Genomic DNA, 22,912 nt, shown 5'->3' on the forward strand with positions numbered 1-22,912 from the left:
GCGCGGGAGGTTCCCGGACTTTGCCCGGTCCCACAGGTTATCCTCGATGCACAGGTGCTAGCCGGCGAAGGCCGGTGCTCATCGGAGGGTTCCCGGGCTTGGCCCGGTCCCACAGGTTATCCTCGACGCACAGGTGCTAGCCGGCGAAGGCCGGTGCTCATCGGAGGGTTCCCGGGCTTGGCCCGGTCCCACAGGTTACCCTCGGAGCCCGGGCTACCTTCCGCACTGTAGGAGCCGGCGCCAGCCGGCGAACCGCACACGCAAGGAAGATTGCCGGGCCCACAGCCCCCCACTTACAACATCTCCAACCTCGACATCAGGTCGTCCAACAGCTCGGCCTTCTGCGCGGTGATGCCGGCCGTGCCGTCGCGTTCCAGGTACTCGGCCAGGGCCGCGACGGTGCTGCATTCGAACATCGCCCGCAGCGGCACGTTGCGTTGCAGCGCCTGCTGCACCCGCGAGGCGATCTGCGTGGCCAGCAACGAATGCCCGCCCAGCTCGAAGAAGTTGTCGCGCACCCCAACCCGCTCGACCTTGAGCACCTGCGCCCAGATGTCCGCGAGGGTCTGCTCCAGCGGCGTGCGTGGCGCCTCGTAGGCCTGCAGCGGCGTCGCGCCCTGCTCGGGCACCGGCAGCGCCTTGCGGTCGAGCTTGCCGTTGGCATTGCGCGGCAATCGTTCGAGCGCCAGCCAGTGCACTGGCACCATGTACTCAGGCAGCGCCTGGCGCAGGGCCTGGCGCAGCTGCTCGAACCAGCCGGCGTGATCCTCGGCGGTCGTCGCTCCCGCAGCGACCAGGTAACCCAACAGGTACGGGCCGTTGGCGCCCTGCTGCACGGCGACGGCGGTGTCGCGCACCGATGGCTCGGCGTGCAACCGGGCCTCGATCTCCCCGAGCTCGATGCGCAAGCCGCGCAATTTCACCTGATGGTCGCGACGGCCGACGTATTCGAGCACACCATCGCCGCGCCGGCGTGCCAGGTCGCCGGTGCGGTACAACCGCTCGCCCGGCGCGCCGTACGGGTGCGGCACGAAGGCCAGCGCGGTGCGCACGGGGTCGCCCACGTAGCCGCGGCCCACACCAACGCCGGCCACGCACAGCTCGCCTTCGGCGCCCAGCGGCACCAGGCCCTGGCCGCCGATCAGGTACAGGCGATTGTTGTCGGTGGGGCTACCGATGGGCAGGTAACTGCCCGCGGTATCGGCGTCGGTCACCCGGTGGAAGGCCACGTCATCCGCGCATTCGGCAGGGCCATAGGCGTTCACCAGGCCGATGCCAGGGTGGCGCTGCAGCCACTGCCGCGCCAGCGCCGGTGGCATCGCCTCGCCGGTGGGCAGCAACCAACGCAACCCCGCCGGGGCCGGGCAGTCGTCGGCCAGCATGCCCTGGATCATCGCCGGCACGCTTTCGAGCACCGTGATCCGCTGCGCCGGTACCTGTTCGAGCAGCGAGCGCGGATCGTGGGCAATGGCATCCGGCACGATCACCGTGCGGGCGCCGAACAGGGGCGCGGCAAGGAACTGCCACACCGAGATATCGAAGCTCTGCGAGGCGGTCTGGGCGATGCCGTCCTCGGCGGTGAGTTCCAGGTACGGCACCTTGCTCAACTGGTTGTTGAGCATGCCTGCCTGCTCGACCATCACCCCTTTTGGTTCGCCCGTGGAGCCCGAGGTGTAGATCACATAAGCCAGGTGACGCGGCCCGCTGTACACCCGCGGGTCGTGCTCGGGCGCCGGGCCGGCCTGGACCTCGTCCCACACCAACACGCGTGGGCGCGAAGGGCCGCCGAGTGCCTCGAGCAGTGCCTCGGCCTGCTCCACGCAAGCCGCGCTGCACACCAGCAGCGGCGTGCGGCTCAGGGCCAGGATGCGGGTGAGGCGGCCCGTGGGGTGGGCCGGGTCCAGCGGCAGGTAGCCGGCGCCGGCCTTGAACACCCCCACCATCATGCCCAGCAGCCCCAGGCCGCGTTCGGCCAGCAGCGCCACCGGTTGGTCAGGCAACACGCCAGCGGCGATCAACCGGTGGCCCAGGCGGTTGGCCTGGCGGTTGAGTTGTGCATAGCTCAGTTGCTCGCCGAGGCACTGCGCGGCAACCCGGTGCGGGTGGGCCGCCACCTGGGCTTCGAACAGCCGGGCATAACCCGCTTCCAGCGGATAATGGCGCGCGCTCTGGTTGCAACCCTGGAGGAGAAACTCGCGCTCTGCCTCGCCGTCCAGCGGCAGGGCATGCAGGTCATCGGCCACCCCATCGGCCAGCGCCAGCAGCAGGCGGCGGAACTCCCCGAGCAGGCGCTCGATGGTAGCGCCGTCGAAGTAGCGTTGGTCGTAAGACAGGTGCAACCCCAGGTCATCACCGGGGTAGCACACCACCGTCAGCGGGAAGTTGGTGTGGGTGCGGCCGGAATCGGAGGTGGCATTGAGCTGCTGGGCCCGGTCCAGCACGGCCACGTCCACCGGGGCGTTCTCGAACACGAACAGGCTGTCGAACAGCGGCTGGCCCTTGGGCACTTCGCTGGCCTCCTGGATCGCTACCAGCGGCAGGTGCTCGTGCTCACGCAGGGCCAGGTTGCTGTCGAGCAAGGTGCGCAGCCAATCGGCGACGGTGCAGCGAGCATCGGCCGCGGGCAGTGTCACCCGCAGCGGCACACTATTGATGAACAGCCCCACGGTGGCCTGCATCTGCGGCTCGTTCACCGGGCGGCCCGCCACGGTCACCCCGAACACCAGGTCACGCTCGCCGCTGTAGCGGTGCAGGACCAGGGCCCAGGCCGCCTGGGCGAAGGTGTTCACGGTCAGGCCGTGGCGCTGGGCCAGTTCGCGCAGCCGGGCACCCTGTTCCGTGGCCAGGCGCACTTGCCGGTCGCCTACGATCATGCCGCCCTGCTCCCCGGCGTGGTCCCGCACCAGCGGGCGGTCGCAAGGTAGCGCCGTGGGCCGCTCGATGCCGGCCAGGTTGCCGCGCCACCAGGCATGGGACTGCGCCGGGTCCTGGCGCTGCAGCCAGGCGATGTAGTCGCGATAACGCGGCGCTGGCGCCAGCCTGGCCGGCCGGCCCTCGCCCAGCGCGGTGTACAGCTCGAGGAAGTCGCTCATCAGCAAGCCACGGCACCAGGCATCGATGAGGATGTGGTGGTTGCTCATCATGAACCAGTAACGGGCGTCTTCCACGCGGATCAGCCGCAGGTGGAAAGGCGGGCGTTCCAACAGCGCGAAGCCCTCCTCACGCTCGCGCTTGAGCAGCGCTTGCAGCTCCCGCTCCTGGGCCTCGGCGGGGAGTTGGCGCCAGTCGAGCAGGTCCAGCGCCACCGGCGTGGGTGCATGGATCACTTGCAGCATGGCCTCGCCAGCGTTCCACACAAAGGAGGCGCGCAGCGCTTCGTGCCGGGCCACCACCGTGGACCACGCCTGGGCGAAACGTGGATGGTCCAGGGCGCTGTCGATGCGGTAGCGGTCCTGCATGTAGTACAGCCCGGTGCCGGGTTCGAGCAGGGTGTGCAGCAGCAGCCCTTCTTGCATGGGCGTGAGCGGGTAGATGTCTTCGATCGCGGCGGCAGGCACCGGCAGGGCGTCCAGTTGCGCCTGGGTCAGCCGCGCCAGGGGGAAGTCTGCCGGCTCCAGGCGCCCAGCGTTGCCCAGGCAGTGCTCGACCAGTTGCTCCAGCTCCTGGCGATACGCCGCAGCCAGCCGCTCGATGGTGGCCGCATTGAAGCGTTCGCGGCTGTAGGTCCAGCGCATGCCGAGGCAGCCGCCAGCCACCTGGCAGTCGATGCCCAACGCACTGGGCAGTGGCGCCAGTGGGTCGTGCAGCGCGCCGAGCGGGCCATCCATCGGCGCGAACAAGGCGTCCTCGCCCAAGGTGTGGTCGAGCTGGCCAAGATAGTTGAAGCTCACCTCGGCACCGGGCAGCGCCGCTGTCGCCGCACGCAGCCCCGGCTCGGCCAGGTAGCGCAGCACGCCGTAGCCCAGGCCCTTGTGCGGCACGCCGCGCAGTTGCGCCTTGATCGCCTGGATGGCCTCACCCATTGCGGCGGCACCCGCGGCTGCCGAGGCGGTGGGCGCCAGCCGCAGCGGGTAGGCGGCGGTGAACCAGCCCACGCTGCGGGTCAGGTCCAGGTCGTCGAACAATGGCTCGCGGCCGTGGCCCTCGAGCTGCACATGCACCGCGTCGCTCCCCTGCCAGCGGCACAACACCCGCGCCAGCGCGGTGAGCAGCAGGTCGTTGACCTGGGTGCGATAGGTCGCCGGCGCCTGCTTGAGCAGCTGCTCCGTGCAGGCCTCGCCAAGGCTCAGGCTCAATTGAGCGGCGTCGCATTCGCGCGAGGTGCCGTCGGCGTGATCGAAGGGCAGCCCCGGCGTGGGCTCGCCCAGGTGCGCCTGCCACCAGCCGAGCTCTTCGCGCAGCGGCTCACTGCTGGCATAGCCGTGCAGGCGCGCTGCCCAGGCACTGACAGCGCTGGTGCGCGGCGGCAGTTGCGCGCCGCGGTAAAGCTGCTGCAGGTCTTGCAGCAGAATCCGCCAGGACACGCCATCGACCACCAGGTGATGGATCACCAACAGCAGCTGCTGCGCCTGCCCGGGGCCTTCGACCAGCACCGCGCGCAGCACAGGCCCGTTGGCCAGGTCCAGGCTGCGCTGCGCCTGTTCGAACAGCGCCAGGCGAGCGGCGTCGCTGTCCACGGAGCACTGCCACAGCAGGTCCGCGTTGGAGGCCTGGGCATAGTGCGCCTGGCCGTCGGCGGCAAAGCGCAGGCGCAGGGCATCGTGATGGGCCACCAGCGCCTGCAGCGCGGCGCCCAGGCGTTCGCCGGCCAACCGTTCGCGGCCGTGCAGCAGCACGGCCTGGTTCCAGTGCGCCGGCTGCGCGAGCGGAAGCTCGAAGAACCATTGCTGGATGGGCGTCGCCAGGCTTTCGCCATTGGCCGGGCCTTGCTCGGCCAGGGCCTGGGCTTGGCGGCGGGTAACCAGCGCCAGGCGCTGCACGGTCTGGTGCTGGAACAGGTCCCGTGGGGTGAAATGCAGGCCGCGCTCGCGGGCGCGGCTGACCATCTGGATCGACAGGATCGAGTCCCCGCCGCGTTCGAAGAAGTTATCGTCCACGCCGATGCTTGGCACGTTGAGCACGGCGGCCCACACCTCGGCCAGCTCGGCTTCCAGGGCAGTGGCAGGAGCACGGCCCTCGCTGGCCGCCGCCACCGGCGCCGGCAACGCGCGGCGGTCCAGTTTGCCGTTGGCGTTCAGCGGCAGGCTTGCCAGCAGCGTCCATTGCGCAGGCACCATGTAGTCCGGCAATTGCGCGGCCAGGCGGCCCTTCAGCGCGGCCAGCCATGCGTCCACCGCAGGCGCCGGCTCGGTCGCCATCGCGCTGCCGAGGTAGCCCACCAATTGCTTGCCCGATGGCCCGTCCACGGCCAGCACCACGGCCTCATCCACGCCGGAGTGCTCGCGCAGGCGGGCTTCGATTTCACCCAGTTCAATGCGGAAGCCGCGCACTTTTACCTGCTGGTCCACCCGGCCCAGGTATTCCACCTGGCCGTCGGCGAGCAGGCGCACGCGGTCGCCGGTGCGGTACAGGCGGCCGCCACCCGGCGTGAAGGGGTCGGCCACGAAGCGCTCGGCGGTCAGTGCCGGGCGCGCGTGATACCCCTGGGCCAGGCATGCGCCGCCCAGGTACAGCTCCCCCGCGGCGCCTTCGGGCAGCAGCGCCATGTCGGCATCGAGCACATACGCCACGCGTGCGCCCACCAGGGTGCCGATCGGTACGGTGGTAGCGCCTGTGGGCAGCTCAGCCGGCGCCAGCGCGGCCAGCGGCATCACGACGGTTTCGGTGGGCCCGTAAGCGTTGAAGAACTGCGCCGGCACGAACCCCTTGCGAATGCGCTGCAGGTGCTCGGCGGTCAAGGCTTCGCCGCCGGTGATGCACAACCGCACCGGCAACTGCCGCCCTTCGGCGCCCAGCCACTGCGCCAGTTGCGCACCATAGCCTGGGGTAAAGCCAAGCACCGTCACCTGTTCGGCAGCCATCAGCGCGCAGATGCTCTGCGGGTCCCATTGCCCTTGGGCGCGCAGCACCACCCGGGCGCCGCACAGCAGTGGCGTGAGCAGCCGCTCGCTCGCTGCGTCGAAGTTGATCGAATAGAAATGCAGCTCGCAGTCGCTCGGGCGCATGCCAAAGCGCGCGATCACCGCCTGGCAGTGGTCGGCGATCTCGCCATGGGCAACCACCACGCCCTTGGGCTGGCCGGTCGAGCCCGAGGTGTAGATCACATAGGCGGGAGCCAGCGGGTGGCTGCGCGGTGCCAAGGGTTCATCGCCAAGGCTGGCCAACGCGGTCGAGGTCGGGGACCACCCCGCCACGCCCGCCGGCAACTGGCCGAGCGTGTCGAGCAACGCCGCCTCGCCCAGCAACAGGCGCAGGCCGCTGTCGGCCACCAGGTAACGCAGGCGCTCGAGGGGGTATTCAGGGTCCAGCGGTACATAGGCGGCGCCTGCCTTGAGAATGGCCAGCAGCCCTACCACCATCTCCAGCGAGCGCGGCAGCGCCAGCCCCACATAGGTGCCCGGCCCTACCCCACGCGCCAGCAGCCCCCGCGCCAGGCGGTTGGCCCGGGCGTCGAGCTGGGCGTAGCTGAGGGTCTGCCCGGCGAAGGTCAGCGCCGGCGCATCGGGGGTCGCCTGCACCTGGCGGCTGAACAGCGCGTCTAGCGTGGTGGGCGGCAGCGGCGTGGCGCCGGCCAGCCGCGCGACCTGCTCAGGGTACTCAGCCTCGCTGAACAGCGGCAGTTCGCACAGGCGCTGTTGCGGGTCCCCTTGCAGGGCTTCGAGCAGGCGTTGCCAGTGCTCGGCCATGGCCTGGATGCGCGGCGCGTCGAACAGGTCGCGGCTATAGGTCAGGCAGCAACCCAGGCGCTCGTCGAGGTCGGTCACCTCAAGGTTGAGGTCGAACTTGGTGGCGCGGGCGTCGTTGGCCAGGTACTCCACGGTCATCCCGGCGAGGGTGCGGGTTTGCTGGAACGCCCAGCGCTGCACGTTGCACATCACCTGGAACAGCGGGTTGTAGGCGGTGCTGCGCGGCGGTTGCAGTGCCTCCACCAGCTGGTCGAAGGGCAGGTCCTGGTGGGTCTGCGCCTCGATCACCGTCTGCCGCACCTGGGCTAGCAGCTCACCCACGCGCATCTGCCCATCCAGCTGACAACGCAGCACCTGGGTGTTGAGGAAGGCGCCGATCAGCCCTTCGCTTTCGGGGCGAATGCGGTTGGCCACCGGTGCGCCGATGCGCAGGTCCTGCTGGCCGCTGTAGCGGTAGAGCAAGGCGGCCAGGGCGGCGGTGCAGGTCATGAACAGCGTCATGCCATGGCGCGCGTTGAAGTGGCGGGTGCGTTCGGCCAGCGCCGGTGGCAGGTCGAAGCGGTAGAGCTCGCCACGGTGGCTCTGCACCGCTGGGCGTGGTCGGTCGCTGGGCAGTTCCAGCAGCGGCTGCTCGCCGCGCAGCTGGGTTTGCCAGTAATCCAGCTGGCGCTGACGCTCGCCGGCGTCGAGCCAGCGGCGATGCCATTCACTGTAATCGAGGTATTGCACCGGCAAGGGCGGCAGCGGCGAAGCGCGTTCGTCCAGGAAGGCTTCGTACAGCTCGCCCAGCTCGCGGGCGAAGATGTCCATGGCCCAGCCTTCGGTAACGATATGGTGCAGCGTGAGCACCAGGTAATGCTCCTGGCCGCCCGTCTTCACCAGGCAAGCGCGCAGCAGCGGGCCACGCTCTAGGTCGAAGCTCAAGTGGGCCTGCTCATCGGCCAGTTGCGCCAGCGCCTGCTGGGCCGCCTGGGGCGCCAGCCGGGTCAGGTCGTGCCAGGCCAGGCGGACCTCGGCCTTGGCGCTCACCCGCTGCACGGCCACCCCGCCAGGGCTGGGGAAAGTGGTGCGCAAGGTTTCGTGGCGCTGCAACAGCGCCTGCAGCGCCGCCTCGAAGCGGGCCACGTCGAGCACACCGCTCAGCCGCGCCATGCCACCCACGTTGTAGGCCGGGCTGGCGGGGTCCATCTGCCAGAGGAACCACATGCGCTGTTGCGAGGGCGACAGCGGCACCGGCAGCTGGCGGTCGACCTGCGGGATCGGCCCCTGACCGTCGCGGGCACCGGCGAGCTGCAGGGCCTGCACCGCCTCGGCAAATGCCAGCAGCACGGGGTGGTCGAACAGCACCCGCAACGCCAGCTCCACATTGCAGGCTTGGCGCACCCGGGACACGATTCGCGTGGCCAACAACGAATGCCCGCCGAGGGCGAAGAAGTCGTCTTCGAGGTGGACCCGGGCAAGCCCCAGCACTTCGCACCAGACCGCCGCGATCCGCTGCTGCAGCGGTGTGCGTGGTGGCGTGCCGGGCCGTGCCGGCTGCTCCGGCGCTGGCAAGGCGGCGAGGTCGAGCTTGCCGTTGGGGCCGAGGGGCAGCCGTTGCAGCCGAACGAGCTGCGCCGGCACCATGTATTCGGGCAGTTCGCTGGCCAAGGCGGCGCGCAGGTGGGCAGCTTCCACACCATCGCCTCCAGCGGCAGCGGTGTAGTAGCCCAGCAGCTGAGGGCCGCCGCTGTGCTCGCGCAGCACCACCGCGGCCTGGGCCACGCCGGGTTGGGCGAGCAGGCAGGCGCGGATTTCCTCTGGCTCGATCCGGAAACCACGCAGCTTCACCTGGCTGTCGAGGCGGCCGAGGTAATCCAGCGCGCCGTCGTCCCAGCGGGCACGGTCGCCGCTGCGGTACTGGCGGCTGCCCGGAGCGCCGAGCGGGTCTGGGATGAAGCGCTCGGCGGTCAAGGCCGGGCGCCGCAGATAGCCCCGTGCCAGGCCCGCGCCGGCCAGGCACAGCTCGCCGGCCACGCCTATTGGCGCCAGGTTCAGGTCCGCGTCCAGCACGCGGCAGGTCACGTTGCCCAATGGCCGGCCAATCGGCACCCGCGGGCCGTCTTCGGCGAGGCACGCCCAATGAGTGACGTTGATCGCGGTTTCGCTCGGGCCGTAGCGGTTGTACAAGCGCACCGCTGGCAGGCGCGCCAGCACCCGGTCGCGCAGGGCCGCCGGCAGCGCTTCGCCGCCGCTGAACAGCCGGCGCAGCGAGGTGCATTCAGCCACCTGGGGCTGGTCGATGAACACTTGCAGCAGCGGCGGCACAAAGTGCAGCGTGGTCACGCCGTGGTCGCGTACCCGGCGCATCAGCGCCTCGGGGTCGCGTTGCTCGCCGGGCGCGGCGAGAATCAAGCGGGCGCCGCTGATCAGCGGCCAGAAGCACTCCCACACCGACACATCGAAGCCCATCGGCGCCTTTTGCAGCAGCACGTCGCTTTCATTGAGGCGATAGGTCGCCTGCATCCAGGCCAGGCGCTCGGCGAGCGCGCCGTGGCTGATGCCAACCCCCTTCGGGCGGCCGCTGGAGCCCGAGGTGTAGATCACATACGCCAGGTTGTCCGGGTGCAGCACCGGCAAGGCCAGGTCAACCTCCGCGCCAGGTTCGAGAGCATCGTCCAGGGGCAGCACGGTGACCCCGGGCGGCACCGCCAGGCGCTCGGCCAGGCTGGCCTGGCACAGCAACAACGGCGCGGCGCAATCGGCCAGCATGTAGGCCAGGCGCTCGGCGGGGTAGTCCGGGTCCAGTGGCACCCAGGCGCTGCCCGCCAGCACGATGGCCAGCAGGCCGACCGACAGCTGCGGCGAGCGTTCGGCGCAGATCGCCACCGGCACGTCTGGGCCAGCACCCTGGGCGATCAGCCCGGCAGCGACGCGCCGAGCGGCGGCGTGCAGGCTGTGGTGGTCAAGCATGTGGTAGTCGAGGGCGTTGTCCCATTGCACCGCCACCCGCCGCGGATGCGCGGCCAGCGCGGCGTGCAGCGCCTCAGGCAGCAGCATGCGGGGGGCAGGCATCGGCTCTTCGCCCCAAGCCAGCAGTTCCTGGCGCTCGTGCTGGCCGAGCAGGTCCAGTGCGGCCACTGGCGTTTGCGGCGCGGCGACCGTTTGCTCCAGCAGGCGCAGGTATTGCTCGGCCAGGCGTTGCACCGTGGCGCGGTCAAAGCGGTCGCTGGCGTAGTCGAAATGCAGTGCCAGGCGGCCGCGGTGGTCTTCTTCGGTTTGCAGTTGCAAGCCGAACTTGGCCTGGCGGCTATGCCACGGCAAGGTCTCGGCGAGCAGCCCGGGCAGGCGGTTGAGCACGCTGAGGTCACGTTGCTGGTGGTTGAACAGCACCTGGAACAACTCGCGGCCACCATAGCTGGCGGCCAGTTCATCGTACGGCAGTGCCTGGCGGGCCTGGGCCCCCAGGGCCAACTCCCGCACCCTTGCCAGCAGCGTGCTGAAGGCTTCGGCAGGCTCCACGCGCACCGGCAGTGCCAGGGTATTGATAAAACACCCCACCAGGCCGAAGGCCTCGGCGCGCAACCGGTTGGCACTGGGCACGCCAATGCAGCCCTGGCGCTGGCCGCTCAGGCGGCACAGCTGTACTTCGAAGGTTGCCAGCAGCCACATGAACAGGCTGGCCTGTTGGGCCTGGGCAGCGCCGCGCAAGCCCTGCGCCAGCGCGTCGCTGACCCGCAGGCTAAGGCGTTCGGCCGGGGACGCGGAGCGTTCGTCGGCGGCGCGGTCGGTAGCCAGTGCCAGGGGCAGCGGCGCGTCGCCCAGCTGCTCACGCCACCACGCCAACTGGCAGGCGCCCTCGCCGGCGTCCAACTGCCGTTGCTGCCACTGCGCCAACTGTGCGGCGTTGCTGGTCAAGGCGGTGAGCGCAGCGGGCTGGCCACCACAGGCTTGCCCGTAGAGGCGGGCGAACTCGTCGAGCAGCAGGTTCAGCGACCAGCCGTCGGCAACGATATGGTGCAGGGTCAGCCAGAGCTCATGCTCGGTGTCGTCCAGGCGTACCAGGCTGGCGCGCAGCAGCGGCCCGTGCACCAGGTCGAACGGCTCGCGGGCCTCGGCGTCGCGGCGGTGGCGGGCGATGTCCTCGCGCTCGGCCGGCGCCAGGCTGCGCAGGTCGAGCACCTGCCAGGCGACCTCGGCGCTGGCTTCGACCTGCTGCCAGGGTTGCTCCTCGTCTTCGCCGAAGCGCGTACGCAGGCCTTCATGGCGGGCCACCAGCTGGCCGAGGGCCGCCTGCACCGCCGCTTCGTCCAGCTCGCCGCGCAGGCGCAGGCCGCCGGGAATGCTGTAGGCCGCGCCGGCGGGGTCCAACTGCCAGGCGAGCCATAGCCGCCGCTGCGCCGCCGATTGCGGATGCCGGCTGGGCAGCGTGGGGGCGAACTCGTCGGCGGGCACCAGGGCGCAAGCGGCCAGCGCCGCGCAGAAATCGGCCAACACCGGCGCCTCGAACAGGGTGCGCAGCTCCACCGCGCGGCCCAGCTGCGCGCGCACGGTGCCCACTACCTGGGTGGCGCTGATGGAATTGCCGCCGAGCAGGAAGAAATCATCGCTGGGGGCGATCTGGGCAACGCCCAGGCAGGCTCTCCAGATCGCCGCCACGGCGCCATCGTCGACCGCGCATGGCGCTTCGCTCGCGGCGTGCGGCGATGGATAGCGGGCATAGGCGTCCAGCTCGCCGGTGCTGAGCAGCGGCCAGCAGGCCGAGCGCTGCAATTTGCCGCTGGAGGTCTTGGGCAAGGCGCCGGGGTTGAGCAACGCCACCACCTGTGGTGCTTGCTGGCAGGCTTGGGCGACGCTGCGGCGGATCTGCTCGATCAACGCCGCCGCGGGCAGGCGTTTCTGGGTGCCACGGCCGACTTCGCAGGCCACGCCGATGGCCTCCTCGTTGTCGCCGGGCACCGCGAACACTGCCACGCGGCCTTCGCGCACGCCGTCCACGTCACGCTCGATGGCCTGCTCCAGGTCCTGCGGGTAGAGGTTCTGCCCGCGCACGATGAGCAGGTCTTTGAGCCGCCCGGTCACGTACAGCTCGCCGTCCTGCAACGCGCCCAGGTCACCGGTGCGCAGCCAGCGCAGGCCGTCGGCTTGCACGAAGGTAGCCGCGCTGGCTTCGGCGTTTTGCCAGTAACCCTGGGCGATGCTGGGGCCATGGGCCCAGATCTCCCCCACTTGGCCAGCCGGCAGCTCGCGCAGGCTGAGCGGGTCCACGATCCGCACGCCATGCCCGGCCTGGGCTCGGCCGCAACTCATCAGGCAAGCGCCCTCGCCGCCCTGTACGCGGCCCTCGGCCAAGGCCATGGGGTCCACCGCCAATGCGCCGATGCCCTGGCCGCGTTGCCCGCCGGTGACAAACAGCGTGGCTTCGGCCAGGCCATAGCAGGCGAAAAAGCTTCCCGGGGCAAACCCACACGGGGCCAGGTGCTCGGCAAAGCCCTGGAGGCTGCCTTGGCGGATAGGTTCGGAGCCCGAATACGCCACCCGCCAGCCAGACAAGTCCAGCCCCGCCAACGCGGCGGTCGGGATGCGCTCGCGGCACAGGCGGAAGGCGAAGTCCGGCCCGCCGCTGATGGTGCCGCCATAGGTGCTGATCGCTTCGAGCCAGCGCAGCGGCCGCTCGAGGAAATACTTGGGCGACATCAGCACGCAGGGCACGCCGCTGAAGATCGGCTGCAGCAGGCCGCCGATCAGCCCCATGTCGTGATACAGCGGCAGCCAGCTGACGATCACGTCCTCCGGGCCGATACCGAAGCCCTGGCGGATCAGCACTTCATTGGCGATCAGGTTGCCATGGCTGACCATCACCCCCTTGGGCAGCGCGGTGGAGCCGGAGGTGTACTGCAAGAAGGCGATGCTTTGGCCATCGATCACCGTTGGCTGCCACTGCTCGGCCAGGCCGCCGCCCAGCGTATCCACCGCCAGGCAAGGCACCGGCCCCAAGGCCTGCAGCGCGCTTTCCAGCTCGGCGGTGGCCAGCAGCACGGCCGGGGTGGCGTCTTCGATGATCGACAGCAGCCGGCGCTGGTGTTGGGCATTGCTGGAGGTCGGCGGGTACGCCGGCACGGCGATCACCCCGGCGTACAGGCAACCGAAGAAGGCCGCGACGAAGTCTGGGCCGCTATGGAACACCAGCGCCGCGCGATCCCCCGGCCGAGCGATTGCGCTCAAGGCCACGGCAATAGCGCGAGCGCGGCGGTCCAGCTCGCCATAGGTAACCGGTTGGTTCGCCTCGGCGCTGATAAAGCGCAGGGCAAGGCCGCCTGGCGCCTGTTCGGCACGGTGGCGCAAGGCCTGGACCAGGGTAGTGAAGTGTTCGGGGGCGTCCGTCATGGGGGTTCCTGCTTGAGTTCGGTACCGTGAGAACAGCCGGCCAAGGCCTGCGTCGGTACCCCAACAAACGCGCCAGTGCGATGAAAATTAACCCCCGCCCGCCGCAGTGCAGGTAACTGTCAACTTACAAACGATAGCCAAATGCAAACTCTGTTATTGACAATCGTTATCATTTGGAAATAATTTGCACCTCGCTTCGCACACTGCCCGCGATTTTCGCCGCAAGGACCGCCTCATGTCAGATCTACTGCCGACCAGTTCGTGTGATACCCCGCTGCTACAGACCTTCGTGTCTCAGCGCACGATATTGGTCAAAGCCGCGACCCGCATCATTGGCTGCCCCGCCCGCGCCGAAGATGTAGTCCAGGATGCATTTTTCCGACTGCAAAGCGCACCGCGAATCACCTCGTCGCTCAAGGCTCAGCTGGGGTACCTGTTTCAGATCGTGCGTAACCTGGCCATCGACCACTACCGCAAGCGTGCGGTGGAATCGCGCTACACCAGCCCCGAGGCCGAAGGCGAACACGTGGCCACCGGCCTGGGCGCCCCGGAAGCCACCTACTTCGACTACAGCACCCTGACCGACATCGACGAGGCCCTGGCCGAGCTACCCGCCCGCACCCGCTACGCCTTCGAGATGTACCGCTTGCACGGCGTACCGCAGAAAGACATCGCCAAGGAACTGGGCGTATCGCCCACCCTGGTCAACTTCATGGTGCGCGACGCCCTGCTGCACTGCCGCAAGGTGGTGGGTGAGGTGGCCTGAGGGCACGCGGCCCACTGTGGAGGCAGGCGCCCGCCCGCGAACCCCAGGCGCCGGCCGCGGTACACCGGTAGGCAGCTCCTCGTTACAAGCGCATTCCCACCGCCAGCCGGTTGAACGCGTTCATCAAGGCCACGGCGAAGGTCAGGTCCGAAATCTCCTGATCGCCCAGCAGCCCTTTCAAGGGTTCATACAGCGCGTCTGGCGCGCCCTGGTGGGCAACGTCGGTGAGCGCCTCGGCCCAGGCCAGCGCCGCGCGTTCACGGTTATCGAACAACTCACTTACCCGCCAGCCCGCCAGGCAATCGAGCTTGGCCTGGGCCACGCCCGCACCGCGCAAGGCCTTGGCGTGCATGTCCAGGCAGAAGGCGCAGCCGTTGATCTGTGATACCCGAAGGTAGACCAGCTCCACCAACGGCTTGCCAAGGGGGCTGTCGGCCAATGCGTTGCTGGTGCTGACCAGCCCTTGGTAGGCGGCCGGCGAAAGGCTGGAAAAAGGTAGGCGAAGCTGGCTCATGGAAGGCTCTCCGAGAAACGTGGCAGGTTCAGCGGCCCGACAGGGGCCACTTCGAAACACTGCGCGCACTGTAGGCCCTGAATGGCCTACCCTATAGAGCCAAAAGATAACAAACCGAGTGGGCCATGCTGTCGCCTTCTGAACTCAACCCTGCCCTTACCCACCCACTGTATCGCCAGCTCTACCTGCGGCTGCGCCAGAGCATTGCCGATGGCCGCCTGCGACCGGGGGATCGCCTGCCGTCGGTGCGAGCACTCGCGGCGGAGTTGAACCTGGCCCGGGGCACGGTGGACGCGGCCTATCAGCTGCTGGTGAGTGAGGGTTACCTGCAAACCCGGGGGCCGGCGGGCACCGTGGTGTCGCCGCTGCTCAAGCCAATGCCCGCCGCCCAGGTGTTGCCCGCGCCAACGGGCACGGCCCCGGCGCTGCATACCGGCGAATTACCGCCCCCGCTGCAAATGGGCTTGCCGGCGCTCGATGCGTTCCCGCGCAAACTATGGAACCGCCTGGCGAACCGCGCGCTGCGCGGCAGCGGCTTGCCAGGGCTGGCCTACCCTTCCCCGCTGGGCTACGCGCCGCTACGGATGGCCGTGGCCAGTTACCTGGGCATCTCCCGGGGCATCGCCTGCACGCCCGAGCAGGTATTCATCTGCGCCGGTTATCGCGCTGGCCTGGAGCTGATCTGCCGTACCCTGCTGGCACCCGGCGCGCCATGCTGGTTCGAGGACCCCGGCTACTTCATGGCTCGGGAGTTTCTGCAACAGGCGGGCGCGCGGCTGGTCCCGGTGCCGGTGGATGCCCATGGGCTGGACGTCGCCGAAGGCCTGCGGCGCGCGCCCGACGCACGCCTGGCCGTGGTCACCCCGACCCATCAAAGCCCGTTGGGGGTGGCCTTGACCCTGCCGCGCCGCCAGGCCTTGCTTGCCTGGGCCAACCAGCAACAGAGCTGGATCATCGAGGACGACTACGACAGCGAATACCGGTATCACGGCAAGCCGCTGCCGGCACTCAAGAGCCTGGACACTGAAGGCCGGGTGCTTTATGCCGGCACTTTCAGCAAAGTGCTCGCCCCGGGCCTGCGCCTGGCGTACCTGGTGGTCCCGCAAGCACTGGTGGGGCGCTTCGCCAGCACCGCCAACAGCATGCAGAACCATTGCCCGGTGATCTGGCAGGCCACGGTGACGAGCTTCATCGACGAAGGGCATTTCGCCCGGCACCTGAAGAGGATGCGCGGCCTGTACGCCCAGCGCCGCGCCTGGCTCGTCGAGGCCCTGCATGCCGCGCTGGCGCCTCGGCTACAGGTGGACAGCCAAGCGGGCGGCATGCATGTGCTGGCTCGGCTCGGCCCCGGCCTCGACGACCACGCCATCGCCAAGGCCGCCCGGGCACTAGGGCTGGCAGTGCACGGGTTATCCGGTTGGTATCAGGCAGCGTCATCCACGCAGGGATTGCTGCTGGGCTTTACCAATGTGGCCAGCACCGAGCAGGCCGCCGAATTGGCGCAGCGGCTGGCGCTGGCATTCGAGCAGGCGGGCGTTAGTCTGCGGTGAGCCAGCCGGCGAGCCAGCGGGTGACGTTGGGCATGATCAGGATCACCGAGACCACGATGCACGCGGTGATGAGCATGTTGCTGGGCAGCATGCCGCCCAGCACCGGGTAGCGCAGGAACACCGGATGCCACAGCATCGGCACCAGGATCGACAACGGCAGGATCACTGCATAGCTCACCACGGCCTGTTTCCATCGGGGCGGTTGCTTGCCCGCGCCGTTGGCCGGGGTGAACCAGAATTCCGGATCGCTGTGCACCAGCGGGTGGTCGCCGCCGTCGAGCAAGGGCAGCACTTCTTCGACCAGCGCATGGCGTTCGGCCGAATCGATCCAGGTTTGCAATTGCTGCACGCTGGCAAAGCGCAGCACCGAGGTGAACACCTGGCTGTCGGCCGCCGGCCGGATCACATTCACCCCCAAGTGGCCCGGCTGCGCCCGCGCTGCCTTGACCGTGCGCTTGAGCCACGCCTCGTAGCGCTGCTGCTCGCCCCGGCGGACCTTGTGGTGGATCACCAGCGTCACTGCATCGTTGGGTTCCACCGGAACCTGGGCCGTGTCTGGGCTCGCCAGAGGGGTCAGTTGGTCAGCCATGAGTGCGCTTCCTTAAAGCAGATAGGGCGCCAGTATGCGAGGGCCAAGCCCACAAGGATTGCACCGGTGTGCTCGTTCGCGCCGCTGCACCGCTTGCCTGCATGGGCGGCCGGCCCGTAAGCCGCTCCCAGGCTTTTCCCGGCCCCACAGCCAGCCCGCGAGCAGCCAGGGGGGCGTAGGCTGAGCACAACGGTCCAATACCGCCTGGCCGAGGCAGTGCACAGTACGCAGGCCCACCGCCGCCGTTGAAGGACCTATCGCCGTGAGATTTGCGCCCCGTTCCGCAGCCCCGTCGCCTGCACTGCCGCCCCACCTGGCCTGGGCGTTGTTGTTCTGGCGGGTGGCCGGTTCACTGTTGGTGCTGCACGTGCATGGGTTGCCCAAGCTGCTGCATTGGTCGCGCGAGGTGTTGAGCATCGAAGATCCATTCGGCCTGGGCGCGCCGCTGACCCTGGGCCTGGCGGTGTTCGCCGAAGTGCTGTGCCCACTGGCGATCATCGCCGGGGTGTTCACGCGGCTGGCCTGCCTGCCGTTGCTGAGCGTGCTGCTGGTGGCGCTGGTGGCCGTGCATCCGGAGTGGACGCTCGAAGAGGGGCAGTTCGCCTGGCTGCTGCTGATCCTGTTCGGCGGCCTGGCGGTGGCGGGGCCGGGCCCCTATGTGCTGCGCTTGCCTCAAGGGCGCGGCACTCAGACCGACCGCGTCTGAGCTAATGTAAAAACGGTATTAGCGCGGCGTTATCTAGATCAATTAGCTTTTAGGGCCGTTCGAATCCCCCTGGGTTCGGCTTCCCTTGATCACGCCAATTGGACGCCTCTTCATGCTCGCTTCGCCGCGCCGCCGTGCCTTCATCCCGCTTGCCTTCGCCTCCCGTACCCTGGCCGCGCTCGTGCTGGCGCTGGGCACCGCAAGCTTTGCCGCCGCCGAACAGGCGCCTGGCGAGGTACGCCTGGATTATGCCTATTACTCGCCAGTGAGCCTGGCTCTCAAGCACCTGGGGCTGGTGGAGAAGGCGTTTCCCGGGGCCAAGGTCAGCTGGGTATTCAGCCAAGGCAGCAACCGCTCGCTCGAATACCTGAACACCGGCGGGGTGGACTTCGCGTCTTCGGCCAGCCTGGCCGCAGTGCTGGCCCGCGCCAATGGCAGCCCGGTCAAGTCCGTGTACGTTTACAGCCGCGCCGAATGGACCGCCCTGGTAGTACCGAAGGACTCGCCGCTCAAGACCCTGGCCGACCTCAAGGGCAAGAAAATCGCCGCCACCAAGGGCACCGACCCCTACCTCTTCACCCTGCGCGCCCTGGCCACCGCAGGCTTGAACAAAGGCGACGTGGAGCTGCTGCACCTGCAGCACCCGGACGGCCGCACCGCTCTGGAGAAGGGCGAAGTGGACGCCTGGGCCGGCCTCGATCCACACATGGCGGCGAGCCAACTGCAAGCCGGCTCGCGCCTGCTGTACCGCAACAAAGACTTCAACAGCTATGGCGTGGTGAGCGTTACCGACACTTACGCCAAGGTGCATCCCGAGGCGGTGCACAGCGTGATCGCCGCCTATGAGCAAGCCCGGGAATGGGCCGTGGCCCACCCGGAAGACTTCGCCCAGTTGCTGGCGGACGAATCCAAGCTGCCGCTGGACGTCGCCAAGCTGCAGCTGTCCCGTACCGACCTCAGCCAACCCTGGCTGACCGCCGCCGATGTGGCCGCGTCCAAGGGGGCGGCGCCGATCCTGGTGGCCGAAGAGCTGGTGCGCAAAGGGGTGGACGTCAACCAGGTGATCGATACCTTGATTGACCCCGCCTTCGGCCCTACGGCGGTCGCCAAGCAATGAACCAAGGCGACAGCGAGCGCCTGGCCGTGGCCCCCATCGACGCTTTGTCGTTGCCGGCGCACGGCCAGCGCTGGCGCGCCCGTGGCAAGGGGCTGGTGGTTCCGCTGGCGATCCTGGCGACGCTCGAAGCGGTGGTGCGGCTGGGCTGGATCCCCGCGTACCAGATGCCGCCGCCCAGCGACATCGCCCTTACCCTGGCCGATCTCGCGCACGGTCCGCTCTGGGGGCATATCGGCACCAGCCTGCTGCGCGTGCTCGGCGGCTTCACCCTCGGCGCCAGCCTCGCGCTGGCCGTGGCTGCGTGGGTCGGCCTTAGCCGCCAGGCCGAGGCCTACCTGGAGCCGACGCTGGCCGCCCTGCGCTCGATCCCGAGCCTGGCCTGGGTGCCTTTGTTGCTGCTGTGGCTGGGCATCGGCGAAACCTCGAAGGTGGTTCTGATCGCCATCGGGGCGTTTTTTCCGGTGTACCTCAACGGGGTGGCGGCCATCCGCGGCATCGACCGCAAATGGGTGGAGGTGGGCCAGATGTACGGCTTCAACCGCCGCCGGCTGGTGCGCCGGATACTCTTGCCTGCGGCCCTGCCCGGCCTGGTCACCGGCCTGCGTGGCGGGCTGAGCCTGGCGTGGATGTTCCTGGTGGCCGCCGAGTTGATCGCGGCGAGCAAGGGCCTGGGTTACCTGCTCAGTGACGGCCGCGAAACCTCGCGGCCCGACATCGTGCTCGCCGCGATCATCGTACTGGCGCTGCTCGGCAAGCTCAGCGATGGCCTGCTCGCGGCCCTCGAACGGCGCTGGCTCGGCTGGCGCGATACCTACACCGGGCAGGCCCCAGGAGCGTAAGCGATGCCTACTGCCATTGATCATCCTTCACCCCTGCTGGACCTTGGGCTGGACAGCAAGCGCTTCGCCCACACGGCAGTGCTCGGCCGGCTGCGCCTGCAGTTGGCTGAAGGCGAGATCGTCAGCCTCCTGGGCCAGAGCGGGTGCGGCAAGAGCACGCTGCTACGTATCGCCGCCGGGCTCGACCGCGACTACCGCGGCACCTTGCGCCGCCAGCCGGGCAATGTCGCCTTCGTGTTCCAGGAGCCCCGGCTGATGCCCTGGCTGACCGTGGAACAGAACGTCGGCTTCGCCGACGATGATCGCTACGACCGCCCGCGGGTGCGCCAGCTGATCGCCGAAGTGGGCCTGGCCGGCTTCGAGCACGCGCTGCCCAAGGCGCTATCGGGTGGCATGGCGCAACGGGTAGCGATCGCCCGCGGGCTGTACGGCGAACCACGGGTGCTGCTGCTCGACGAACCCTTCAGCGCGGTGGACGCCTTCACCCGCTTCAAGCTTCAGGACCTGCTCTTGCAGCTTGCCCGCCGCCATGGCATCGCCCTGCTGGTGGTCACCCATGACGTGGACGAAGCCTTGTACCTGAGCGACCGCGTGCTGGTCATCGGCAACCGCCCCGGCACGGTGCGCCGTAGCCTGGCCGTAGCGCTGCCTCACCCGCGCGAGCGTGGCAGCGACCTCCTGGCCCGGCTCAAGGCCGAGGCGCTGGCAGAATTGCAAGTGGGACGGTAGCTCGCCATCCAGCCCCGGTGCAGGCAGGCCTGGCGCCCGTGCTCGATCGAGCCGAGGCGCCCGGATCAGCGACTTCAACCCGCCAGCAGGGTTATTTGGGCACGCCCAGGATGATATGGGAGGCCTTGATCACGGCCGTTGCTGCAACGCCCGGGGCCAGCCCAAGCTCCTCGACGGCCTGGCGGGTGACGATGGAATAGACCCGCGCGCCCCCTGGCAACTCCACCACGACCTCGGCATTCACCGCCCCATCGGTCACGCTCACCACCGTGCCTGCAAGGCAATTGCGCGCGGACAGCTGGATGTCGTCCGCGTCGGTCATCAGCATCACCCAGGGCGCCTTGACCAACGCCACCGCCGCCGCGCCGGGTTGCAACGCAAGCGCCTGAACGCTCGTCAGGGTTACCGTCGCCACCAATTCCACGCCCCCCGGCAATGCCAGCACCACCTCGGCGTTGACCGCGCCCTCTTGAACCTGGCTAACGGTGCCCTTGAATACGTTGCGAGCGCTGACTTTCACAGTGCATGTCCTTTTCGGTGGGGGAAATCAACGCGGCATCATCGGAAAGAGCGCTATGTTATTGCAACTATAGCGGCCGTTTACCGGCATCAAACGTCTATCCAGGCCGCAGCACCAATGGCTCGCAAGGACCCCGCCATGCCCGATTTCCCCACCTTCCACACCCCGCGGCTGATCCTCACCCCGCTGGCGCTCGCGGACGCGCCCGCGATCCAGCAGTTGTTCCCTCACTGGGAGGTCGTGCGGTATCTCGACAGCCGCGTGCCCTGGCCCTACCCGGCCGACGGGGCGCTGACCTACGTCCGCGACCAGGCCTTGCCGGCCATGGCCGAGGGTAGCGAGTGGCACTGGATGATCCGCCTGGCCGAGGAACCCGCGCAGCGCATCGGCAGCATTTGCCTGTACGACCAGCCGGGGAATCATCGCGGCTTTTGGTTGGCCCCGCCGTGGCAAGGCCAGGGCTATATCCGCGAAGCCTGCGAGGCTATCAATGCCTATTGGTTCGTGACGCTCAAGCGCCCGCTGATGCAGGTGCCCAAGGCAGCAGGCAATGCCGCGTCGCGCCGGGTATCGGAGCGCGAAGGCATGCGCCTGGTCGACACGGCGGAAGGCAGCTTCGTGTGTGGATGGATGCAGAAGCACACCTGGGAAATCACCCGGGAAGCATGGTTGAAGCGGCATCGGCACCCTGATTGATAGCGCAGGAACCGGCACTCGCGACCGGGCGGCCCATAGCGATTGGTTGCCGGGCGTTGCCCGGTCCCACAGGGGCTGAAGGCCCATGGCACTGGGCAGCGCGGCGCCGCGCCGGGCTCGGAGCGCGGAGGCGTGATGACATGACGGCATGACGGCATGACGGCGTGGGAGCTGGCGCTAGCCTGCGAACCAGGCGACCAAGCCTCCTACAGCGTTTGGTTCCCGGGCGTTGCCCGGTCCCACAGAGGGTGAAGTGCCCATGGCACCAGGCAGCGCGGCGCCGCGCCGGGCTCGGAGCGCGGAGGCATGACGGCATGACGGCATGACGGCATGACGGCATGACGGCGTGGGAGCTGGCGCTAGCCTGCGAACCAGGCGACCAAGCGTCCCGCAGCGTTTGGTTCCCGGGCGCTGCCCGGTCCCATAGGAGGGGGTGAGGTGGACTAAGGCACCAGGCGACGCGGCGACGCGCCAGGCTCGGAGCGCGGAGGCGTGGCGGCATGACGGCATGACGGCGTGGGAGCTGGCGCTAGCCTGCGAACCAGGCGGCCAAGCTTCCCGCAGCGTTTGGTTCCCGGGCGTTGCCCGGTCCCACAGGGGTGACCCTTTAGGGCATGGCTCCTGACGAGCCATCCTTGTAGAGCATGGGCTCCTCATGGGCCATCCATTAGGGCATGGGGCTCCTGGGGCGCCGAGCCCGCCTTTAGCGCAACCCACACCGGTCGAAGAACCGTTCCCGGCTCTGCACCATGAGGGCGGCGCGTTTGTGCGGGAAGTCGAATTCCTTTTCCTGCCAGAAGCCCAGCCGTTGCATATGACCGATCATCCGGGCGTTGTCGGCGCGGGGTTCGGCGACCACGCGCTGGGTACGGCTGTCGTCCAGGAACAAATAGTGCACCAGGGCGGGCAGCCAGCTCTGGATCTTGTGCGGGCCGCGATGGTGCTCTTCGCCCACCAGCATATGAATGCCGCGGTCGTAGTCGTCGACGGCGTAAAAGGGCGCGATGCGGTCTTCCTTGGCCCAGTAGGCTTCGAAATAGCCGAACGGTTCATCGTCGAAGCAGCCGATCAGGCTGAACGCATGGGGGTCGGCGGCCTGGCGCTCGAGATAGGCGCGGTGTTGCGCCAAGCTGCCGGCTTCGTTCCAGAACGCATCCACCCGGGGATGGTTCTGCCAGCGGTGGAACAGGGCCAGGTCCAGGTCGCGGTCCAGCACCCGCAGCGACACCCAGCTGCCGAGGGCAGCGTCAAAGCGCCGGTACACCTCGCCGCTGGGCTTGGGCGGCCGCCGCGGGTGGCGGCGGCCGTCGCTGATCACCGGGCGCAACGGATAACCGTTGCTGGCGGCAGTGCGCAGCCATGGCGATGGCACCTGCCAGAAGGCAGCGCGCTCCAGGTGCCAGCATCCCGCCTCGGCCGGGTGCAACAGGCCTTGCTGCAGCAGCGCGGCGGGCGCCTGCGCCAGCCGCAGAGTAATGGCCTGGCAGCCCGCGTCCGCGGCAAAACAGCTGTAAGCCAACGCCCACACCGCCAGGACGGGCTCCGCGGCGGCGCTCAGGCGCCATGTGTCGCCCTCCCGGCGTGCCAGCGAGCCATCGTCCAGGGCCAGGGTGCCAGCGCTCAGGTCCAGGTGCAGGGTATGGCCGTTCGGGCACGGCAACGACAGGCTGGCCAT

Annotated in this window: 12 protein-coding genes; 7 read left to right on the forward strand and 5 right to left on the reverse strand. The window is 68.9% G+C overall.

The genetic code is table 11. From position 1 onward, the window contains the following. Positions 1–293 precede the first annotated feature (293 nt). Positions 294–13,211, reverse strand: coding sequence for a non-ribosomal peptide synthase/polyketide synthase (locus OGL93_RS17950; RefSeq protein WP_263264167.1), 12,918 nt, complete (start codon positions 13,209–13,211; stop codon positions 294–296). A 235-nt stretch (positions 13,212–13,446) separates the two neighbouring features. Here OGL93_RS17950 and OGL93_RS17955 point away from each other — a divergent pair, with 235 nt between their 5' ends. Beyond that, entirely contained in the window at positions 13,447–13,977 is a 531-nt protein-coding gene (locus OGL93_RS17955; protein ID WP_263264168.1) for an RNA polymerase factor sigma-70, read from the forward strand. Positions 13,978–14,059: 82 nt separating this feature from the next. On the opposite strand, the gene OGL93_RS17960 is transcribed toward OGL93_RS17955, so the two are convergent. Next, a complete protein-coding gene (locus OGL93_RS17960) occupies positions 14,060–14,491 on the reverse strand; it encodes a carboxymuconolactone decarboxylase family protein (protein ID WP_263264169.1) in 432 nt (143 codons plus the stop codon). Between the two features lie 125 nt (positions 14,492–14,616). Here OGL93_RS17960 and OGL93_RS17965 point away from each other — a divergent pair, with 125 nt between their 5' ends. Continuing rightward, entirely contained in the window at positions 14,617–16,041 is a 1,425-nt protein-coding gene (locus tag OGL93_RS17965; protein WP_263264171.1) for a PLP-dependent aminotransferase family protein, read from the forward strand. On the opposite strand, the gene OGL93_RS17970 is transcribed toward OGL93_RS17965, so the two are convergent. After that, positions 16,028–16,630: an antibiotic biosynthesis monooxygenase gene (locus OGL93_RS17970; RefSeq protein WP_263264172.1), complete on the reverse strand. Its 603-nt coding sequence runs from the start codon at positions 16,628–16,630 to the stop codon at positions 16,028–16,030. The genes OGL93_RS17965 and OGL93_RS17970 overlap by 14 nt on opposite strands. Before the next feature lie 301 nt (positions 16,631–16,931). Here OGL93_RS17970 and OGL93_RS17975 point away from each other — a divergent pair, with 301 nt between their 5' ends. From OGL93_RS17975 to OGL93_RS17990, 4 genes are all read left to right on the forward strand, one after another. Continuing rightward, on the forward strand, positions 16,932–17,336 hold the full coding sequence (locus OGL93_RS17975) for a DoxX family protein (RefSeq protein ID WP_263264279.1): 405 nt from the start codon (positions 16,932–16,934) through the stop codon (positions 17,334–17,336). Positions 17,337–17,448: 112 nt separating this feature from the next. Next, positions 17,449–18,453 carry an aliphatic sulfonate ABC transporter substrate-binding protein gene (locus tag OGL93_RS17980; protein WP_263264174.1) on the forward strand — a complete coding sequence of 335 codons (1,005 nt, stop codon included), beginning with the start codon at positions 17,449–17,451 and terminating at the stop codon, positions 18,451–18,453. Beyond that, positions 18,450–19,292 carry an ABC transporter permease gene (locus OGL93_RS17985; RefSeq protein ID WP_346659655.1) on the forward strand — a complete coding sequence of 281 codons (843 nt, stop codon included), beginning with the start codon at positions 18,450–18,452 and terminating at the stop codon, positions 19,290–19,292. The genes OGL93_RS17980 and OGL93_RS17985 overlap by 4 nt, the downstream gene beginning before the upstream one ends. A gap of 3 nt (positions 19,293–19,295) precedes the next feature. Further along, complete coding sequence (locus OGL93_RS17990) at positions 19,296–20,021, forward strand: ABC transporter ATP-binding protein (RefSeq protein WP_263264177.1); 726 nt, start codon at positions 19,296–19,298, stop codon at positions 20,019–20,021. 91 nt (positions 20,022–20,112) lie between these two features. Here the strand turns inward: OGL93_RS17990 and OGL93_RS17995 are convergent, their stop codons facing one another. After that, complete coding sequence (locus OGL93_RS17995) at positions 20,113–20,541, reverse strand: TOBE domain-containing protein (RefSeq protein ID WP_263264178.1); 429 nt, start codon at positions 20,539–20,541, stop codon at positions 20,113–20,115. A gap of 138 nt (positions 20,542–20,679) precedes the next feature. On the opposite strand from OGL93_RS17995, the gene OGL93_RS18000 reads away from it, so the two are divergent. Continuing rightward, positions 20,680–21,237: a GNAT family N-acetyltransferase gene (locus OGL93_RS18000; protein WP_263264179.1), complete on the forward strand. Its 558-nt coding sequence runs from the start codon at positions 20,680–20,682 to the stop codon at positions 21,235–21,237. A 703-nt stretch (positions 21,238–21,940) separates the two neighbouring features. Here OGL93_RS18000 and OGL93_RS18005 read toward each other — a convergent pair. Then, positions 21,941–22,912 carry a GNAT family N-acetyltransferase gene (locus tag OGL93_RS18005; RefSeq protein ID WP_263264180.1) on the reverse strand — a complete coding sequence of 324 codons (972 nt, stop codon included), beginning with the start codon at positions 22,910–22,912 and terminating at the stop codon, positions 21,941–21,943.

The organism is Pseudomonas sp. RIT-PI-S (genome assembly GCF_025642975.1).
Lineage (GTDB): Bacteria > Pseudomonadota > Gammaproteobacteria > Pseudomonadales > Pseudomonadaceae > Aquipseudomonas.